The sequence below is a fragment of the Photobacterium sp. R1 genome (assembly GCF_054600795.1).
Window position 1 is genome coordinate 1 of the sequence record NZ_BAAHZP010000093.1, and the last position, 459, is coordinate 459.

Genomic DNA, 459 nt, shown 5'->3' on the forward strand with positions numbered 1-459 from the left:
TCGAACTGGCCCATTTGCTGGTTAGCATTATCGACAATTTCAGTGATGCTCTGTGCGCTGGCCGCCAGCTCTTCAATCGCAGTGGCACTGCTGCCGACATGCTCTGACTGGGTCATGGAGCGGTCGGTCACGGCGCGGATCAGGGTGTCGAGCTGGGCGCTGGTGGCTGCCACACTGTCGGAGGATTGCTGCACTTCCAGCATCCGCTGGCGCAGGGCGGCCATAAAGATATTGAAGGAGTCGGACATTTCGCCGATTTCGTCCTGGCTGCGGACTGCCACTCGCTGGTTCAGATCCCAGTTACCGTTTGCCAGTGAGCGCAGCACCTGATTGAGGCCATTGACCGGGGTGACGATCAGGTTGGCAATCATGCGCGCCGCTATCACTGTCAGCACCAGGAATACAGCCGCGATCAGAAAGGTTTTTTTCAGGGCTTCGGTTTTGACTTCTTCGATGTCT

1 protein-coding gene is annotated in these 459 nt (G+C 57.3%); it reads right to left on the reverse strand.

All coding sequences use genetic code 11. The features are described 5' to 3' along the window. The coding region (locus ACYP03_RS24115) for a HAMP domain-containing protein (RefSeq protein ID WP_459782379.1) at nucleotides 1-459 on the reverse strand (459 nt) is incomplete at both ends.